Raw genomic sequence first — 18,111 nt, 5'->3', positions numbered from 1 at the left:
ACCACTTGTTGTTGTATGGCCCCCCGGTATCGGGGGCATGGGCTCAGCGGCGTTTGACGCCGGGGAGCACGCAGAGCATTTCGTAGAGCAGGGTGGCGCCCATCAACGCGGTGTTGCCGCTGGCGTCATAGGGCGGGGCAACCTCGACCAGGTCGCCGCCGACCACGTTGAGGCCCTGGGCACCGCGGACGATCTCGAGCCCTTGTGGCATGGTCAGGCCAGCGGCCTCGACGGTGCCGGTGCCGGGCGCCACCGAGGGATCGAGTCCATCGATGTCGAACGAGATATACACCGGGCCATCGCCCATCTGTTCGCGCACCTCGGCCATCAAGGGTTCCAGCGACTTGTGCCAGCATTGCTCGGCGGTCACGACACGGAAGCCTTGCTCGCGGCACCAGTCGAAGTCATCGGCGGCGTAGCCGGTACCTCGCAGGCCGATCTGCACCACGCGCTGGCTGTCCAGCAAGCCTTCCTCCTGGGCGCGGCGGAACGGACAGCCGTGCGCCACTTCTTCGCCGAACATGTGCTCGTTGATATCGGCGTGGGCGTCGATATGGATCAAGCCGACGGGGCCATGCTTGCGGGCCATGGCGCGCAGGATCGGCCAGGTCAGGGTATGGTCACCGCCGAGGGTCAAAGGCACGGCGTCGTGTGAGAGCAGTTCGTGATAGTAATTCTCGATGATGCCGACGCTTTTCTTGAGGTCGAAGGTGTTGATCGGTACATCACCGATATCGGCGACTTGCAGGCTATCGAACGGGGCGGCGCGGGTGGCCATGTTGTAGGGGCGCAGCATGCGCGATTCATCGCGAATCTGGCGTGGCCCCAGGCGTGTGCCGGGCCGATTCGAAGTGCCGATGTCCATGGGGATGCCCACGAAGGCGGCGTCGAGCCCTTTGGCGTTTGCCTGCATGGGCAGGCGCATCATGCTGGCAGGGCCGCCGAAGCGTGGCATGTCGTTGCCACCTAGCGGTTGGTTGAAACGCGGGGTGTCGTGCTCGCTCATGCATTTCTCCTGGCAGTCACGCGGATTGTTATAGCGCTTTCCTCACCCTCTAGTTCAGCATGAAACGTGCCAACTCTCGTTAACGAAAAATCAATGGGTTAGCGTTACCGGTGATTCAAAAATGCATTGTTTTCACCGTATGGGTGATCCACTATTGAATTGCAATGCAAAAATGAATCGAGAGACGGCATGCCCGACAATGATATCGAGGTCCAAACCCTCAAGGCGCTGGTGCATACCGGGCACGACCATGTGTTCATCGTCGATGCCGACGATGGCCATGTGTTGGATGTCAGCCCCGGCAGCGCCGCCGTGTACGGCATGAGTCGCGAGTCGTTGTGCGCGACCACGGTGCACGAGCTGGAGGCGCGAGGCGTGTTGTCCCCGTCGGTATCGATGGAGGTGATACGTACCGGCCAACCGGCCCAGGTCATGCAACGTACCGGGACGGGGCGGCAGGTGATCGCCGAGGCGCATCCGGTCTATGCGGCGGGCAAGTTGGTACGCGTCATCAGCCGCTCCATGGACATGACCGATCTGCGCCTGCTGCAAGATGAATATGCGCTTCTCCAGCGGCGTTTCAACGAGCACCTCAAGCGGGGCGGTAGCCCGGCATCGGGCGATACGTTGGAGTTGGAGTCGCTGGAGGTGCGTTGCCAGGTCATGCACGAGGTGGCGCAGCTTATCAAGCGGGTGGCGCCGACCGATGCCACGGTACTGATGCTCGGCGAATCGGGGGTCGGCAAGACCGCCTTCGCGCGCCAACTGCATCGCTGGAGCCAGCGGTGCGATGATGCCTTCGTGGACGTCAATTGCGCGGCAATCCCTGAATCGCTGTTCGAATCCGAGATGTTCGGCTATCAACCCGGTGCGTTCAGCGGTGCCGCTCGGATGGGCAAGGCCGGGCTCCTGGAGCAGGCCCACAAGGGCACGTTGTTTCTCGACGAGATCGGCGAGCTGCCCCTGGCCATGCAGAGCAAGCTGTTGAAGGTGATTCAGGACGGTTACCTGACACGGCTGGGCGATACGCGCTCGCGGCGTGTCGATTTCCGCCTGGTGGTTGCCACCAACCAGGACCTCGCGCGCTGCGTGGAGGAGGGACGCTTCCGCCTCGATCTTTACTATCGGCTCAATGTGATTCCCGTCACGTTGCCGCCCTTACGCGAGCGTCGCGAGGATATCCCCGGCCTCGCCGAGCGCCAGCTTGCTCGACTTAACGAGCGTTACGGCATGGAGAAGGTTTTGCACCCGAGGGTCTGGCCGGAGCTGATGGGCGGCGATTGGCAGGGGAATGTGCGCGAGCTGGAAAACTGGCTCGAACGCGCCTGGTTATCCGCCGAAGGCGGCGTCATCGGCGCGCCAATGGAGGAAAATGACGTGACGCCGACGCGCGTGAGCAAAACGGCAAGTGGCGAGAGCCCTCTAGCGACGCTGGAAGAAGGGCGTTCCCTGCGTGAGACGCTGGAGGCCGTCGAGGCCGAGATCCTCGGTGAGTTGGCGGTGCGGGTATCGAGCACCTATGCCATGGCCGAACGGCTGGGTATCAGTCAGCCCAGCGTGGTGCGCAAGCTACGCCGCCATGGGTTGAAGATCGCATCGCGCGACTAGTTTCGCAACGCAATACAAGCCCCAACGCAATACGCCTCCCCGGAGGGAGGCGTATCAGGTCTCGAGCGAGCGGCAAGGCCGACGAGTCCTAAGGCAGTTCTTCTTCCTCGTCGTCGTTTTCCTTCTTCGATGGAATCAGGTCCTGGCGCTGCAGTTTGATGGCCAGCAACAACGCGGCAGCCACATATACCGACGAGAAAGTCCCCGCGACGACGCCCAGTATCAAGGCGATCGAGAAGTTGTGGATCATGTCCCCGCCGAGGAAGAACAATGCCAGAAGTACCAGCAATGTGGTCCCCGACGTCGCCATGGTGCGCGCCAGGGTCTGGTTGATCGACTCGTTGAATATCTGCGCCATATCGTCGATTTGCGACTTGCGAATATTCTCGCGTATTCGGTCGTAGACGATGATGGTGTCGTTGAGCGAGTAACCGATCACCGCCAAGATGGCGGCCAGCACCGTCAAATCGAAGTCCAGCCCGAACAGCGCGAAGATGCCGAGTATGATCACCACGTCATGCCCGAGGGAGATCAGGGCGCCGAGCGCGAACTTGTACTGGAAGCGGAACGCCACGTACACCATCACCACCGCCAGGGCCAGTAGCATGCCCATGCCGCTCTGATCGCGCAGTTGATCGCCGACCTGCGCGCCGACGAACTCGGCGCGGACCAGGTCTACTGAATTCGCCTCGCTGTCCAGAATATCCACGACGCGTTGTCCGACATCGTTGTCGAACGTCTGCTGCAGGCGCACGAGGATGTCATTGGAGGTGCCGAAGGTTTGCACCTGGGCATCCTCGAAACCCTCGTCGCCTAATTTACTGCGTAGGTCGTCGAGGGCTGGAGCTTGCTCATAACGGACTTCCACCAGCGTACCGCCGGTGAAGTCCAGGCCCAGATTGAGGCCTTTGAACGCCAGGGCACCGATCGCAATGACCGCGAGCAGCACGGAAACGGCGAAGGCTATGCGGCGTTTGCCCATGAAGTCTAACTGTCGCATCGCTCGCTCTCCTCAGATCCAGATTTTCTTCAGCGGGCGCCCGCCGATGGTGAGGTTGATAAGGGCACGTGAGACCAGGATGGCGGTAAACATCGAGGTCAGAATGCCCAGCGACAGCGTGACGGCGAAGCCTTTGACCGGCCCGGTGCCGATCGAGAACAGGATGACCGCCACCAGCAGGGTCGTGATGTTGGCGTCGACGATCGAGGTGAAGGCGCGCTCGAAGCCGGCATGTATGGCTTGCTGGGCCGGCATCTTGGCTTTGATCTCTTCACGTATTCGTTCGAATATCAAGACGTTGGCGTCCACCGCCATGCCCAGCGTCAACACGATGCCGGCGATCCCAGGGAGCGTCAGAGTGGCGCCGAGCATCGACATTGCGGCGACCAGCAGCACCAGGTTTAGCCCCAGCGAGATGTTGGCGACCACGCCGAAGGCCTTGTAGCGCACCAGCATGAACAGCACCACGAGCAACAGGCCGAGTTCTACAGAGAGAATGCCCTGGTTGATGTTCTGAGCGCCCAGGCTGGGCCCGATGGTGCGCTCTTGGGCGAAGTAGATGGGGGCTGCCAGTGAGCCGGAGCGCAGCAGCAAGGCCAGGTCTGCCGCCTCGCTCGAGGAGTCGAGACCGGTGATGCGGAAGCGATTGCTCAAGGCGCTTTGTATGGTCGCCAAGCTGATGATACCGCGCTCGGTATAGGCCTCGCGCTTTTCGACCTCTTCACCGTCTTCCATCACCGTGTATGTACGAGTCTTGTGCTCGATGAAGACGACCGCCATGTTGCGCCCGATATTGGAACGCGTGGCGCGGCTCATCATCGAGCCACCGGTACCATCGAGGTTGATGTTGACCTGCGGGCGGTTGTTTTGATCGAAGCTGCGGCTGGCGCTAGAGACATGATCGCCGGTGACGATGACATCACGCATCAACTCTGCGGTGCGGTTCTCGTTGTTGCGGAAATGGAAGGTTTCGACCTCGCGCTCGGGTGTGTCCGGACGGGCTTCCAGGCGGAACTCCAGGTTGGCCGTAGACCCCACGATGCGTTTGGCGGCGGCGGTGTCCTGCACGCCGGGCAGCTCGACGACGATGCGGCTGGGGCCCTGGCGCTGCACCAGTGGCTCCGAGACGCCCAACTCGTTGACGCGGTTGCGGATCGTCGTCAGGTTCTGATTGACGGCATAGTCCTGCAACGCCTGTACGGCCTGTTCGGTGAAGGTCATTGTCAGGGCCGCACCGCTACTGCTGTCTTCGTTCTCATAGTCGAAGTCAGGGAACTGGTCGGCGATCAAGTCGCGCGCAGCGTTGCGATCGTCCTCACTGGCGAACTGGAACGTAATCGTACGGTCGCCGATCTCGGTATCACGATAACGGATCCGTTCGTCACGCAGGATGTCGCGGACGGCGCTGGCATTCGCTTCCAGGCGTTGCTGAACGGCGGCGTCCATGTCGACTTGCAGCAGAAAGTGCACTCCGCCCTGGAGGTCGAGGCCGAGCTTCATGGGGGTGGCGGAAAGGCTGGCCAACCAGTCGGGTGTCGAATCGGCGAGGTTGAGCGCCACGGTGTAGGCGTCGCCCAAGCGGTCGTCGAGTATGTCACGGGCAGCGATTTGCTGATCGGCCTCGTCGAGGCGAATCAGTGCACTGTTGCCGTCCAGCTCGCTTTGCTTGATGTCGATGCCTTCGTCCTCGAGCGCTTGGGTCAAGCGGTCGAGACGCTCTTGATCGAGTGCGGTGCCGCTGGCGGTACTGCTGATCTGAACGGCGGGGTCGGCGGGGTAAAGATTGGGTAACGCGTAGATGACGCCGACGAGAAGTACGATGAGTATCAGCAGATACTTCCACAGGGGATAACGGTTGAGCATGGAAGCCCTGTCCTTGTTGCTGACGCAGAAGACAACCACCGACCATAGAGCATGGCCGGTGGCGTTGAGGAGGGGCGGTTTCGCGCCTCCTGATAGGAGATCAGATGGACTTCAGGGTGCCCTTGGGCAATACCGCGGCGACGGAGTTCTTCTGAACGTTCACCTCGGTGCCTTCGGCGATTTCCAAGCTGATGAAATCGTCGCCGACTTTAGTGACACGCCCCATCAGGCCGCCGCCGATGACGATCTCATCGCCCTTGGCCAGGTTGCTGATCAGTTGTTTGTGCTGCTTCGCACGCTTGGACTGCGGGCGCCATAACAGAAAGTAGAAGATCAGCACGAAGCCGACTAGCATGACGATCTGGGCAATGCCGCCGCCCGCGGGGGAAGCATCCTGCGCGTGAGCTGCGGGAATGAAAAACTCCAGCATGGATTGTTATCTCCGGATGGTAGTTGGGGGTGAACCTGGACCCGAGAGCGTATCCCGGTTGGTCTTCGATCACGCTGACAGCGGCGGCACCGGCATGCCGCGCCGTGCGTAGAAGTCCTCGACAAAGGCAGTCAATGTACCCGCTTCAATGGCAGTGCGCAAACCAGCCATGACGCGCTGGTAATAGCGTAGATTGTGCACGGTATTGAGCATCGCGCCGAGCATTTCGCCACAACGGTCCAGGTGGTGCAGATAGCTGCGCGTGAAGTGCTGGCACGTATGACAATCGCAATCCGCTTCGAGTGCCTGCGTGGAGTGGCGATGCTGGGCGTTACGAATCTTGACGGTGCCATCCGCAGTGAAGAGATGGCCATTGCGCGCGTTGCGCGTGGGCATCACGCAGTCGAACATATCCACCCCGCGCCGCACGCCTTCGACCAGGTCCTCCGGCTTGCCGACACCCATTAGGTAGCGCGGCTTGTCATCCGGCATCCAGCCTGGCAAATAGTCGAGTACCTTGAGCATCTCTTCCTTGGGTTCACCCACCGATAAACCACCGATGGCGAGCCCGTCGAAGCCGATGTCCATAAGCCCCTTCAGGGAGCGCTCGCGAAGCTCGGGATACATGCCGCCCTGAATGATGCCGAACAGTGCCGAGGGCGAGTCGCCGTGCGCGATGCGCGAGCGCTCGGCCCAACGCAGCGACATCTCCATCGAGCGCTTGGCCTCTGCCTCGGTGGCCGGGTAGGGCGTGCATTCATCGAAGATCATCACGATGTCCGAGCCCAGCGAGCGCTGCACGGCCATCGATTCCTCGGGGCCCATGAAGACCTTGGCGCCATCCACGGGGGAGCGGAAATGCACGCCTTCCTCGGTGATCTTGCGCATGTCGCCCAGCGAGAAGACCTGGAAGCCGCCCGAGTCGGTGAGGATCGGCTTGTCCCATTGAGCGAAGTCATGCAGGTCGCCGTGCGTCTCGATGACTTCGGTGCCAGGGCGCAGCCATAGATGAAAGGTGTTGCCGAGAATGATCTCGGCGCCGATGTCCTTCACCGACTGGGGCGTCATGCCCTTGACCGTACCGTAGGTGCCGACGGGCATGAAGGCAGGCGTTTCTACGCTGCCGCGAGGGAAGCTCAAACGGCCGCGTCGTGCCATGCCGTCTTCGGCGAGGCGCTCGAAACGCATGAATCTTTCGTTACGCATGGGAAGTCTCGGGAAAGGGGTGTGACGTCTCAGCCCGGCTGAGCAACATGGCATCGCCATAACTGAAGAAGGCGTAGCGCTCGGCGACGGCTTCGCGGTAGGCATGCATCACCTGGTGATAGCCGGCGAATGCCGAGACCAGCATCAATAGGGTCGACTCGGGCAAGTGGAAGTTGGTGATCAGCGCATCGACGCAGCGCCATGCGTAACCGGGATAGATGAAGATATCGGTATCGCCACGGTAAGGCGCGATGCGGCCGTCGTCGCAGCCTTGGCTGGCGGTTTCCAGGCAGCGCACGCTGGTCGTGCCTACGGCGATGACGCGCTTGCCACGTGCCCGCGTGGCCTCGACCTGGCGACAGAGTGTCTCGTCGACTTCCAGCCATTCGCTATGCATATGGTGCTCGCGAATATCGTCCACACGGACTGGCTGGAAGGTACCCGCGCCCACATGCAGGGTGACATAGCCCATCTCCACACCACGCTCGCGCAGCGCTGCCATCAGCGCCTCGTCGAAATGCAGGCCGGCGGTGGGCGCCGCCACCGCGCCCTCACGTCGGGCGTAGACGGTCTGATAGCGCTCGCGATCGTCGAGCTCGTCCTCGCGGTCGATATAAGGCGGTAACGGCATGTGGCCGTGATTCTCGAGCAATTCGATCATCGGCGTCTCGCCCAGAAAACGCAGCTCGAACAAGGCCTCATGACGCTCCTCGACCACCGCGTGGATGTCGCCTTCGAAAATCAGCTCGGTGCCGGGCTTGGGCGCCTTGCTGGCGCGCAGATGCGCCAGGCCCCGGTGCGCATCCAGCGGGCGTTCGAGGAGCATCTCCACGCGCCCGCCGCTGGCTTTTTGCCCGAATAGCCGCGCGGGGATCACGCGGGTGTCGTTGAACACCAGCAGATCGCCGGGCTCGAGGTGCGTCAGCAGATCGGTGAAACGGCGGTGCTGGACCTCGCCGCTCTCATCGTCCAGGCAAAGCAGACGGCAATCGCTGCGCGTCTCGGACGGGTAACGAGCGATCAGCTCATCGGGGAGATCGAAATGGAAATCGGCGCGCTGCATGGCGTTGGAGAGAACGACCTGGAATCAGAAAAACTGAAGTTGAAGATGAGGCACGCACGGCGTGCGCTCGACGAAGGCGGCCTATGATAATCGAGACAGGCGACGAAGTCAGGCCCAATGATTGACGTCGCCAATCTGCTCCGTATAATACGTCTCCGCTGCCCGGGTGGCGAAATTGGTAGACGCAGGGGATTCAAAATCCCCCGGTGGCGACACCGTGTCGGTTCGAGTCCGACCCCGGGCACCAAAAAAATCAAGTACTTAGCATTCCCCTCCCCCGCTTGGTTTTGCCTGCTTTTCCTCAAGTGTCAACGAAGTGTCAACCGAGATTCGCGTGCCGAATTTGTGTAACCGTGCGCTGCACTTGGCATAGCTTCGCGAAGGCTTTGGCACCACTGGAGCATGAAGCTATGGCTTGCTTTTGCCTGATAGTTGGCAAAGGCAAAGGCTAGGCTTTCCTCAAGACTTCATCGCTGATGCCACTAGGTGCGTACTTAGCAACATACTTGCAGAATCCGCATCGATAGGTAGAGCTGTTACGAGACATCAATGAATACCGGCCTTCTTCCCTGCAAAGAGGGCATATAGAGTGGGGCGGCTCGTCTGGAGTAACAAAATCTTCCTTGAGTGATAGAACCCAATCACCCTGAGGTGTCTCTTCCTTACGATACCGATCAAACCGGGCTTCCTTCTCCAGGGCCTGTTGCAGCCGCTGGTTCTCCTCGATCAGTTGCTGATACTGATGCTGCATCTCGAACAAACCGGACTGCGCTGTGGTCAGCTTGTCCATTATGTCACTCACTGCTGCATTGAGCTGAGCACGGTCGTTTACGTCCTTGGCCGAACGCGCTAGGTCAAGCGCTCCCTTAACGGCTGTTACTGACGCTCCGATCTCCATACCTATACCCCTACTTGGTTAAAATAGCCCCGCTGGCTTTTCATCCACATCCCAGTTGAAGATCAGCACCTCTCGGGCCTCTTGGCCCTTGCCGCCGCCGACGGTGTAGCGGATGTCAGTGGTTTCGATGTGGTAGCCGGCGAAGATCTGGCGGATGTCGGGATGGTTGTTGAGACTGATGATGGCCTTGACCTTGAGCTTGCCCAGGATCTCCCTCGTATTGCTCTATGCCAAATCCGACGCCATAGCCCTCAGTTTGCCAGTAAGGTGGGTCCATGTAGAACATCGTGTGTGTCCGGTCGTAGCGGCGGATGCATTCCTGCCATGACAGGTACTCGATGTAGGTGCTGGCCAGACGCAGATGAGCCGTCGAGAGCGTTTCCTCCAGGCAGGCGGTCGCCTGGCCTTGCTTGTACGTGTTTGTATTTTAGTAGTATTTTACGGAACAGAAGTGCATGGCGTGCTCGTGGTGAAGCAGGTGCTAGCGGTGTTTCCCCACTACACGATGTGGCTGATGCACAATAAGGAATTGAAGACGCAGGCCATATAAGCCCCACCATAGAGGAAAAGCGCAAAGAACTTAAGCAAACGGGAACGGACACCGAATAGTCAAGTAGGTTGTGGGTAAATGGTAGTCGTAGAGGGGAGGGGGAAATGCACGATCTAGCATTAGAAAGCTTTAAAAAATTAACTCATCATGCTTATTGGCTGGTTGGGCTTTTCTTTGTCTTAAGCATCGGCTGGATTTGGTTGGAAGAGAAAATCATTTCTTCTATTAAGAAAAAGCCTGGCAATAATAAATAGCCACTCAATATGCGAAAAATCGATAGGTAGGGCCAGGGTGGCGCATGAATGAGCGGGCTATTCTTTTTATGCTTATAGTTTTATGAAAAGGCTGGAACAATCGTTGTGGTGTCTTCTTTGTTAAATTAAAGTTTTACGCAGGTTGGCATTTGAGGGCATAAAGTTAGGGCGTGGCTTATGGGTTTTAAGCTCTTGTAAGGTGGTTGATGGAGGCTTTATTGTTTATTATAGATGTTGTGAATATTGTAACAGAAAAATTAAATGGGTTGTTGGGGAGTGTGTCTTTTGTTAGTGCGCTTTTGGGTGCAGGAGCTGTTTACTCAAAAGTGGTGTTTGACAGATCAAAAACCATATCAGAGATGCGTGAAAGGTGGGGAGCTGAGTTAAGAAGCGAGCTATCTGTTTTTTCTGGGGCTCTTAGAGAATATTATTATAATCAAAGAAAGTTGGTAGTAAAAGAAGAAGATTCAGAGAAAAGAGAAGAAAGAGTAAGGGAAGCCCTTGAAAGGGCTAATTATAGCTTAAGCAAAGTGCTCATCATGCTGCCTAATAAAGATGGTAATGATAAAATCATTGTGCCGGGCAGTGTTTTAAAAAAAACAGGCGAGGATCAGGAGAAGTGGGGAAGTAATGAAGCGAATGCTGGAGGTGGGAATGGTAGAGATATACGTTATAAGAAAGAGGGTGAGGGTAGATGGGTATATTTATTTAGAAAGTTGAGAGAAATTTCCCCTGATATTAAAAGGAAGGCTTACAAAAAATGGGGGCGCCTACATAAAGATGAAGCACGCGATTTGGTTATCCGAAGAGGGCGGTATCTGGTAAGCAGGTGCTATAAAGGTGAGTCGGATGATGACTTGGTGGCGGAGATTAATGATTTTAACCAAATAATAGCTTGTTATCTAGAGAAGGAGTGGGAGAGAATAAAGTCGGGAGAGCCCGGAGAAAAGCAAATGAAATCTATGGTGATACCAGTCATAGCATTTTTCGTTTGCTTCGCATTCGTTTCCGCGGTTCAAAAAGAGTATGTTTGGAATAAAGAAATAGAGAGTCTGTTTGATTCTCACAGTGTTGAGAGTTTAGAAAGTAGTCTGGAGAGAGTTAAAAAAAGCGAAAGGTATGATGTTACTCCAGGGCCTGCTGTAAACGCCCGTCAGAATGAGCGGGAAAGTGAGGGTCCTGGGAGCCAGGTAAAAGATTGATATGGCGGTAACGTAGTCCAGTTAAGGGGTGCAGAGTGAGGTGATTATATTTTCATTGATTCCAGAATATCTGGCTTTTGAGTGACCACAAAGTGTCCACACCGAAGACCGACAAAGGCGCTCACAGTCAAAAATTCCTTATGTGACTGCCTGCTTTGCCGGGCGGCGACGATTTAGTGTTCGTTGCTGTGGATATTTCAAAATTTCTCGGTGGTGACACCGACTGGTTCGAGTCCGACCCCGACCCCGACCCCGGGAACCATGTGATCCAAAGGGGTATAGGTCAGCATCAGCTCTAAGGTGTGGCATTTAGGCGATCTACTTACAAGGTCTGAATTATAAAGCCTACCTGACCCGCAGTCGCCATCAGACAAACTGGTATGCGCGGATCGTCATCCCCATGACCTTCAACATGACTATGGGTAAGGCTCGAAATCCGAGAAACGCTTGCAACATCCTGCAAGGCCATGGCTTGCCGGCGGGCAGCCAGCCTGTAGCTGATATACCTGGAAGTATTCGAGTCCTTGCGGAACGGGCTACCAGTCGACAAGGCCGCCCCTGATTGGAGAACCTTGGCCCTTTTCTCTCGCCGTCCTTGGTGATGGGTTCTGAGAGAGTCAATGACACTGTCCCTGCAGCTTAGTAGGCTTAGCGCCATAACGAACTATTGGCTCCTGCTGGAGCCCGCACGCAGGGAGTAGCACCCTAATATGGCCTTCGACCAGACCTACTGCATGGATACCCTGACCGCTGCCACACGGCCCAAAGCCGACAGCGGTGAGTTCATCTACGCCTTCCTCGACGCCTACGATTTTCCCAAGGCCACTCTCACCCAGATCCGCAATGGTGGGCAGCGCAACGTCGCCAGTCGAAAGGACGAGGGGCATGTCGCGCTGAAAAAGTGGCTTTACTACATGCCGGTGCGCCAGGGCGAGAGCATCCACGAGGCGCTGCAGGTGCTGGCCGACGAGGATGAACCTGCCCGGCACAAGTGCCGCTTTTTGGTAGTGACGGACTTCCGTGAGATGACGGCGCTGGATACCAAAACCGATGAGCGCCTGGAGGTCGGGTTTGGCGAACTGGCGACCCAATACCTATTTTTCGCTCCGATGGCGGGTCTGGAGCGCACCAAGCACTTTGAGGAAGCGTCTGCTGACCTGAAGGCGGCAGCAAAGATGGGGCGGTTGTTCGACCGTCTTAAGGAGGTCAACGAATTCAGCACGCCAGAGCAGTTGCACGCGCTCAACGTTTTCCTGACCCGTCTGCTGTTTTGCTACTTCGCCGAAGACACCGGCATCTTCCCCAAGAACGCCTTCACCAAGGTCATCACCGAGGCCAGCGGTGAGAACGGGGAGGACTTGCCTGACCTGCTTACCCAGCTGTTCCGGGTAATGAACCAGCCAGAGGATGAGCGTCCGGCTGACTTAGCCGCTCACGTTGCCCAATTCCCCTACGTCAACGGCGGCCTGTTCCGTGACGACCTCCCTGTGCCCGAGATTCGTGGCACGGGACGGCGGATGATGATTGAGTGCGGCCGACTCGCTTGGGAGGCGGTGAATCCCGACATCTTCGGTTCGATGTTCCAGGCGGTCGTGGACGAAGAAAGTCGCGACTCCATGGGTCAGCACTACACCTCCGTACCCAACATCATGAAGGTGATCCGCCCCCTGTTTCTCGATAAGCTTTATGCGGAGCTGCACAAGGACAGGGGCAACCGCAAGAAACTGGAGGCGCTGCTGGAAAGGCTGTCGCACATAAAGGTATTCGACCCCGCCATGGGCTCGGGCAACTTCCTGATCATAGCCTACAAAGAGCTGCGGCGGTTGGAGATGTCAGTTTTCCGTGCGATGCAGGATGTCGGTGAGCAAAAGCAGAATGAACTCTTCATGAGCGGCATTAGGCTTAGTCAGTTCTATGGCATCGAGATCGATGATTTTGCGTATGAAGTGGCGCAGTTATCTCTGTGGTTGGCAGAGCACCAGATGAACATGCTGTTCGCCAAAGAGTTCGGCCATGCAGAGCCGCTACTACCGTTGAAGGATGCAGCACAGCTGGTGGCGGGTAATAGTCTTCAATTGAATTGGCTCGATGTTTGCTGGAATGGCGAAGGACAGGAGGTTTATATTTGCGGCAATCCACCTTTTCATGGCACAGCTGGGAGAAACGTTGAGCAGGCTCGCGATATGAAGCGAGTGTTTGGAAAAAAGGCCCTTGGGTATTTGGACTATGTCGCTTGCTGGTTTCAGAAAGGGACAGATTACTTGCAGCCCGGTGGTGAAGCCGCTTTTGTATCAACCAACTCCCTCTGCCAGGGGCAGCAGGTTGCTACTCTGTGGCCGGGAATCTTAAATTCAGGTATTGAAATATCCTTTGCCTATCAGACATTCCCGTGGAGCAATAGTGCTCAAAGCAATGCAGGCGTCCACGTTGTGATCATTGGACTGAGCACGCACCCAACACAAAAGCGGCTCTACCAGCGTGTTTCGGGTGAGTGGCGAATGAAGATTGTCAAAAATATCAGTCCGTATCTTGTAGAGGGTGGCAATACCATTGTGTCCAGTCGCAATCGATCTCTAGTTCCGGCCTTGCCAATGGTTCGTGGCAATCAGCCTACAGATGGCGGCAACTTGATCCTGTCCGAGTCAGAAAAAGATCAACTGCTCGACCGTGAGCAGCGTTTGGTACCTTGGATCAAGCCCTTGATAGGTGCTCAGGAGTTCTTGAAGGGTGATTGTCGCTGGTGTCTGTGGCTAGTTGGGGCCCCCGAGGAGGTGCTGAATATCCCAGAGGTGAGGTCTCGACTCGATGCGGTTCGTGCCCTTCGGATCAAGGCTGGCCATGCCGCTGCTCTTCAGGGCGCTAAGAGGCCCCATCAATTTCTTCAGGTCGCACAGCCTGAGGAGGGTAGCTATATCTTGGTCCCAGCTTTTACTTCGGAAAGAAGGCCATATGTTCCGCTGGGATTCATGGAGTCTGACGTGATTTCCAATAACAAGAATTACATTATCCCGGATGGAGGTCTCTATGAATTTTCAGTCTTGTCATCAATCATGCATCTTGACTGGATGCGACTTGTTTGCGGACGACTTGAAAGTCGTTATGGATACTCATCTAGAATAGTCTACAACACCTTCCCGTGGCCTGAGGTATCTGAGCGAGATCGCCAAGAGATCGAGAAACTCGGTCGCGCCATAATCCTTGCCCGTGCCGCCCATCCCGACAAGACGATGACTCAGCTCTACGATCCCGACAAGATGCCCGACAATCTCTTGGAAACCCACCAAGCATTGGATCGTGCCGTGGAAAAACTCTACCGGGATCGACCTTTCCGTGATACTGCCGAGCGCCAAGAGTATCTGCTGGCCCGCTACGAGGCGTTAATCGAAGCCGAGAAGGCGTCAAAGCCAAGTCGAACCAAGAAATCTCGTAACGCTGTCACCAAGGAGGGCTAAGGCATGGCGGAACTGATCAAGATTGAGTATGCCCAGACCGGCAAGAGCGCAAGTAGTGATGGGTTGGGGATGCGCGAGATGCAGGCGCGAGCCTACGAGAAGCGTGACAGTCAGTATCTGCTGCTTAAGGCGCCGCCGGCCTCTGGCAAGTCCAGGGCGCTGATGTTCCTAGCCCTTCATAAACTCAACCACTTAGGGCTGCGTAAGGCCATCGTGGCGGTGCCGGAGATGTCCATTGGGGCCTCGTTCAAGGGTACCGACCTTACATCATACGGTTTTGACTGGGACTGGCACATCGAGGATCGCAACGACCTGTGCCGGGCAGGCAATGACAGCGGCAAGGTGGATGCCTTCTGCCGCTTCATGGCCGATCCCCACGACCGGATCCTAGTCTGCACTCATGCCACGCTGCGCTATGCCTTTGCCAAGTTGAAATCCTCAGACTTCGACGACTGCCTGGTGGCTATCGATGAGTTCCACCATGTCTCTGCCGAGGAGGGCAATAGGCTAGGAGGGCTCATCGATGATCTGATGCATGGCTCCAACGCGCACATCGTCGCCATGACCGGCAGCTACTTTCGTGGAGACGCTGCCCCGATCTTGCTGCCCGACGATGAAGCCCGCTTCGACAAGGTGACCTACACCTATTACGAGCAACTCAACGGCTATCGCTATCTGAAGTCGCTGGGTATCGGCTATCACTTCTATCAGGGACGTTACCTCGATGCGATCCGCGAGGTGCTGGACCCGGCCAAGAAGACCATCGTTCACATCCCTAACGTCAACAGTGGCGAGAGCACCAAGGACAAATATGGTGAAGTTGATCATATCCTCGATGCGCTGGGTGATGTTGAGGTGCAGGACAGCCGCACCGGCATTGTCACCGTGCGTCATCCCACCGGTAAGCTGCTGAAGGTCGCCGATCTCGTAACCGACACCCCTATTCGCCGCGACGTGCAGGAATACCTGCGTCAGGTCACCAAGCCCGAGGACGTCGACGTCATCATCGCCCTGGGCATGGCCAAGGAGGGCTTCGACTGGCCCTTCTGCGAGCATGTGCTGACCATCGGTTACCGCAACTCGATGACCGAGATCGTTCAGATCATTGGGCGGGCTACCCGCGACAGTGAGAGCAAGACACACGCGCAGTTCACCAACCTGATCGCCCAGCCCGATGCCGACGACGATGATGTGAAGGTCAGCGTCAATAACCTACTCAAGGCGATCACTGTCTCGCTATTGATGGAGCAGGTGCTGGCACCCAGCGTGTCATTCAAGCCGCGCTCGCGCATGCGGCCGGGCGAGGAGGCCGAGCCGGGCACTGTGATCATCGACGATACACAGGCGCCGGTCTCTGACAAAGTGATGGGTATCCTGGATTCTGGTGGTCAGGAAGACATCATCTCGGCCCTGCTTCAAAAGCCCGAAGTGGCCGCCGCTGCGGTGACGGAAACCACTGAGCCTGAGATTATCAATGAAGTGGAACTGCCGAAGGTCATCGAGCGGCTGCACCCTGACCTAGATGAGAGCGAGCGAGAGGTGCTGCGCGAGACCGTTCTCACCACCATGGGAGCTCGATCCACGGGTGGGCTGTTGAGCGAGGACGAGCTGCCTGAGGGGGCCGAGATCCATGAGCCTGGCCAAGTCTATGATGTCGAGGATGGCGTGCCTGTCGACCCTGGTGCTGCCCCGGATGGGCGCGATCTTGATGGTGAAGCTGATGACGGTGAGCCGAAGGGCAACCGCCAGTTCATCAAGATCGGTGAGAAGTTCGTCAACATCGAGCACCTTAACGTTGATCTCATCAACCAGATCAATCCCTTCCAGGGCGCCTACGAGATTCTGTCCAAGGCGCTGACCGCTCCGGTGCTAAAGACCATTCAGGACACCGTGATCGGTAACCGCACGCAGATGACCGAGGAGGAGGCAGTAGTGCTATGGCCCAAAATCGTTGCCTTCACCAAGGAAAGGGGCCACCCGCCCTCAGTGCACAGCGATGACCACATGGAGGTCCGCTATGCCGAGGCCCTGGCTTACATCCAGCAGAAGAAACGGGAGAAGATGCAGGGGGCGTCAGCATGATTCGGACGCGTCGAGAGCCACCCAAGCGGCGTACGCTGGATGACATCTTTGCCACACCCGATGAATTAGGGCTATTGAACGTGGCACCGTCCAAGTCGTCTGCGCCGAGTGCCGACCAGCGGCTAGTGGCGACCCTTCAGGGCATCGAAATATTCGTGACCGCGCATGGGCGCGAACCACGGGAAGATGCGAAAGGCCTCAACGAAGCCACACTAGCCGTCCAACTAGCCGCTCTGAGAAATGATCCCGCCAAAGCAGAAGGCTTGGCTGATAGGGACACACTCGGCCTGCTGGAGGTCTCAGCGGACAATTCTGAGGACACCGCCTGTCATGACCGGCCTGCTAAGAACTCTGGAGCGTCGCGGGGGGCCGGCAGTGCCACATTGGAAGCCACCCCATCCAAGCCGGAGAAAGTGGCTGTTTCACCGGATAGTGTTACTTCGCTGGATGACATCTGGGAAAGCGACACTCTCGGCCTGCTGAGTGGCGATGACGAGAGTGTCGAGTCGATCTTCGACCTGACGCACGTGCCCGAGAGCAGTGAACGAGAAATGCCAGAAGAGATTGCCCATCGTGCCCACTGCGATGATTTCTACCGCTTCGAGAGCCTTTTCGATCAGGTGCGTGAAGAGCTGCGTGAAGGTGATGCAGAGACAGTGCCATTCCAGATGGAGTCGCAGATCGAGGAGGGCGACATGTTCGTCCTCAACGGCATGCTATGTATCGCCGATCAGGTTGGGGAGGAGAGCGTCGGCGCTGGACGAAAGTTCAACCCGCGTCTCCGAGTCGTCTTCGACAACGGCACCGAGTCCAACCTGTTGCTGCGCTCGCTTGCTCGAGCACTCTACAAGGATGAGACGGGGCGTCGTATTCTCCGGCGTGACAACACCTTCGATGTCATGCAGGGCATTACGCATCATGACAAGCGTACCGGGTTGATCTACATCCTGCGCTCACTGAGCCAGGACCCGGCACTGCGCGGCATTCGAAACCTCTACAAGATCGGTTACACCGAGAAAGAGCTAGACCAACGTCTCGCCGGGGCTGAACGTCAACAGACCTACCTGGAAGCGCCTGTGCAGGTCGCCACGTCGTTTGAGTGTTACAACCTCGACCCGCGTCGCTTCGAGCGTCTGGTTCACGCTATGCTTTATCACCAGCGGGTCAATGTGTTGCTGCACAGCCGAGATGGCAGTACCTACCGGCCCCGCGAGTGGTTCGACGTCGAGTTGGATACGGCGAGAGATATTGTGTGGCGGATTGTGGATGGCTCGATAACGCAGTATCGGATGGATAATACTACGGGCCGACTTGTTGGAAAGCGCTAAGCGAAACTCATCGAAGGGGGTTTTATTTATATAAAAATCAAGTGCTTGGCATTCCCCCCCTTCCTCGCTTGGTTTTACCTGCTTTCCCTCAAGGGTAAACGTTTTGTCCACGGCGATGGCGGTCGGGCCGTATTTCACCGTTTCCTTTTTCTTGATATCCGCTCCCTCT

The 18,111-nt window shown here is 57.2% G+C and carries 13 protein-coding genes and 1 tRNA gene; 7 read left to right on the top strand and 7 right to left on the bottom strand.

The features are described from left to right. Positions 1-43: 43 nt before the first annotated feature. The gene (gene speB / locus SR908_RS05180) at positions 44-1,006 is read right to left on the bottom strand and encodes an agmatinase (RefSeq protein ID WP_246919485.1); all 963 of its coding nucleotides are present in this window, start codon (positions 1,004-1,006) and stop codon (positions 44-46) included. A 189-nt stretch (positions 1,007-1,195) separates the two neighbouring features. Between speB and SR908_RS05175 the strand changes: the two genes are divergently transcribed. Then, entirely contained in the window at positions 1,196-2,614 is a 1,419-nt protein-coding gene (locus SR908_RS05175; RefSeq protein WP_246919488.1) for a sigma-54 interaction domain-containing protein, read from the top strand. A gap of 88 nt (positions 2,615-2,702) precedes the next feature. On the opposite strand, the gene secF is transcribed toward SR908_RS05175, so the two are convergent. From secF to queA, 5 genes are all read right to left on the bottom strand, one after another. Then, the gene (secF, locus tag SR908_RS05170) at positions 2,703-3,614 is read right to left on the bottom strand and encodes a protein translocase subunit SecF (protein WP_246919491.1); all 912 of its coding nucleotides are present in this window, start codon (positions 3,612-3,614) and stop codon (positions 2,703-2,705) included. A 12-nt stretch (positions 3,615-3,626) separates the two neighbouring features. After that, the gene (secD, locus tag SR908_RS05165; RefSeq protein WP_246919494.1) at positions 3,627-5,477 is read right to left on the bottom strand and encodes a protein translocase subunit SecD; all 1,851 of its coding nucleotides are present in this window, start codon (positions 5,475-5,477) and stop codon (positions 3,627-3,629) included. A 100-nt stretch (positions 5,478-5,577) separates the two neighbouring features. Beyond that, positions 5,578-5,907 carry a preprotein translocase subunit YajC gene (gene yajC, locus SR908_RS05160; RefSeq protein WP_246919496.1) on the bottom strand — a complete coding sequence of 110 codons (330 nt, stop codon included), beginning with the start codon at positions 5,905-5,907 and terminating at the stop codon, positions 5,578-5,580. A gap of 69 nt (positions 5,908-5,976) precedes the next feature. Continuing rightward, positions 5,977-7,095 (bottom strand): tRNA guanosine(34) transglycosylase Tgt, encoded by a 1,119-nt coding sequence (gene tgt / locus SR908_RS05155; protein ID WP_246920514.1) that lies wholly within the window; start codon positions 7,093-7,095, stop codon positions 5,977-5,979. Positions 7,096-7,105: 10 nt separating this feature from the next. After that, positions 7,106-8,176, bottom strand: a complete 1,071-nt coding sequence (gene queA / locus SR908_RS05150; protein WP_246919499.1) for a tRNA preQ1(34) S-adenosylmethionine ribosyltransferase-isomerase QueA — start codon at positions 8,174-8,176, stop codon at positions 7,106-7,108. 160 nt (positions 8,177-8,336) lie between these two features. Between queA and SR908_RS05145 the strand changes: the two genes are divergently transcribed. Beyond that, positions 8,337-8,423 (top strand) — tRNA-Leu (locus SR908_RS05145). 201 nt (positions 8,424-8,624) lie between these two features. Here SR908_RS05145 and SR908_RS05140 read toward each other — a convergent pair. Next, positions 8,625-8,966 carry a hypothetical protein gene (locus tag SR908_RS05140; RefSeq protein ID WP_246919501.1) on the bottom strand — a complete coding sequence of 114 codons (342 nt, stop codon included), beginning with the start codon at positions 8,964-8,966 and terminating at the stop codon, positions 8,625-8,627. 762 nt (positions 8,967-9,728) lie between these two features. Here SR908_RS05140 and SR908_RS05135 point away from each other — a divergent pair. The 5 genes from SR908_RS05135 (at position 9,729) to SR908_RS05115 (ending at position 17,942) form a co-directional block, all read left to right on the top strand. Further along, entirely contained in the window at positions 9,729-9,878 is a 150-nt protein-coding gene (locus SR908_RS05135; RefSeq protein WP_246919504.1) for a hypothetical protein, read from the top strand. Between the two features lie 206 nt (positions 9,879-10,084). Further along, positions 10,085-11,080, top strand: coding sequence for a hypothetical protein (locus SR908_RS05130; RefSeq protein WP_246919507.1), 996 nt, complete (start codon positions 10,085-10,087; stop codon positions 11,078-11,080). Between the two features lie 734 nt (positions 11,081-11,814). Further along, a complete protein-coding gene (locus SR908_RS05125) occupies positions 11,815-14,532 on the top strand; it encodes a DNA methyltransferase (protein ID WP_246919509.1) in 2,718 nt (905 codons plus the stop codon). A 3-nt stretch (positions 14,533-14,535) separates the two neighbouring features. Next, positions 14,536-16,614 (top strand): DEAD/DEAH box helicase, encoded by a 2,079-nt coding sequence (locus SR908_RS05120; RefSeq protein ID WP_246919512.1) that lies wholly within the window; start codon positions 14,536-14,538, stop codon positions 16,612-16,614. Next, positions 16,611-17,942, top strand: a complete 1,332-nt coding sequence (locus SR908_RS05115) for a GIY-YIG nuclease family protein (RefSeq protein ID WP_246919514.1) — start codon at positions 16,611-16,613, stop codon at positions 17,940-17,942. The genes SR908_RS05120 and SR908_RS05115 overlap by 4 nt, the downstream gene beginning before the upstream one ends. The last annotated feature ends 169 nt before the right edge of the window (positions 17,943-18,111 follow it).

This window comes from Chromohalobacter canadensis (genome assembly GCF_034479555.1).
GTDB classification, from domain to species: domain Bacteria; phylum Pseudomonadota; class Gammaproteobacteria; order Pseudomonadales; family Halomonadaceae; genus Chromohalobacter; species Chromohalobacter canadensis.
Note: the sequence above shows the minus strand (reverse complement) of the source record. Positions and strands in the feature narration are given on the sequence as shown.

Bases quoted from the DNA above. Each gene is read 5' to 3' on its own strand.
- yajC (WP_246919496.1), bottom strand. From the start codon at position 5,907: ATGCTGGAGTTTTTCATTCCCGCAGCTCACGCGCAGGATGCTTCCCCC.
- queA (WP_246919499.1), bottom strand. From the start codon at position 8,176: ATGCAGCGCGCCGATTTCCATTTCGATCTCCCCGATGAGCTGATCGCT.
- SR908_RS05125 (WP_246919509.1), top strand. From the start codon at position 11,815: ATGGATACCCTGACCGCTGCCACACGGCCCAAAGCCGACAGCGGTGAG.
- SR908_RS05140 (WP_246919501.1), bottom strand. From the start codon at position 8,966: ATGGACAAGCTGACCACAGCGCAGTCCGGTTTGTTCGAGATGCAGCAT.
- SR908_RS05135 (WP_246919504.1), top strand. From the start codon at position 9,729: ATGCACGATCTAGCATTAGAAAGCTTTAAAAAATTAACTCATCATGCT.
- SR908_RS05115 (WP_246919514.1), top strand. From the start codon at position 16,611: ATGATTCGGACGCGTCGAGAGCCACCCAAGCGGCGTACGCTGGATGAC.
- SR908_RS05175 (WP_246919488.1), top strand. From the start codon at position 1,196: ATGCCCGACAATGATATCGAGGTCCAAACCCTCAAGGCGCTGGTGCAT.
- SR908_RS05120 (WP_246919512.1), top strand. From the start codon at position 14,536: ATGGCGGAACTGATCAAGATTGAGTATGCCCAGACCGGCAAGAGCGCA.
- secF (WP_246919491.1), bottom strand. From the start codon at position 3,614: ATGCGACAGTTAGACTTCATGGGCAAACGCCGCATAGCCTTCGCCGTT.
- secD (WP_246919494.1), bottom strand. From the start codon at position 5,477: ATGCTCAACCGTTATCCCCTGTGGAAGTATCTGCTGATACTCATCGTA.
- SR908_RS05130 (WP_246919507.1), top strand. From the start codon at position 10,085: ATGGAGGCTTTATTGTTTATTATAGATGTTGTGAATATTGTAACAGAA.
- tgt (WP_246920514.1), bottom strand. From the start codon at position 7,095: ATGCGTTTCGAGCGCCTCGCCGAAGACGGCATGGCACGACGCGGCCGT.
- speB (WP_246919485.1), bottom strand. From the start codon at position 1,006: ATGAGCGAGCACGACACCCCGCGTTTCAACCAACCGCTAGGTGGCAAC.